At 72.1% G+C, this 315-nt stretch carries 1 pseudogene; it reads right to left on the reverse strand.

Annotation, left to right across the window (positions count from 1 at the left end):
• A pseudogene (locus tag C4313_RS10750) lies at positions 1–315 on the reverse strand (hypothetical protein); the annotation flags it as partial.

The following is a 315-nucleotide window of genomic DNA, read 5'->3' on the forward strand; positions in this document are numbered from 1 at the left end:
TGCCGGCGATCCGGGGATGGGTGGGCGGGTAATAGAGGCCGTAGACGGTGGCGCCGTCGGGCGCCTTCCACGAAAGATGTTGGGGCCAGGCCAGGTGATCGGGGGGGACCCGTTCCGCGCTGCTGTAGCGATGGATGCGGATCCGGCCAGCCTCCCAGGTGATCAGGCGGGGCGGGAGGGTGGGGGCGGTGGCGATCATCGCCAGGGCCTCGCGGTGGGGCGCGGCGGCGGGCTGTTCGAACCAGGTATAAGGGCCCAGATCGAGGGTCTCAATGGCGCCGGACGCCAGGTCCACCGCCTGGAGGCGGGCGGCGG

This window comes from Thermoflexus sp. (assembly GCF_040289485.1).
Lineage (GTDB): Bacteria > Chloroflexota > Anaerolineae > Thermoflexales > Thermoflexaceae > Thermoflexus.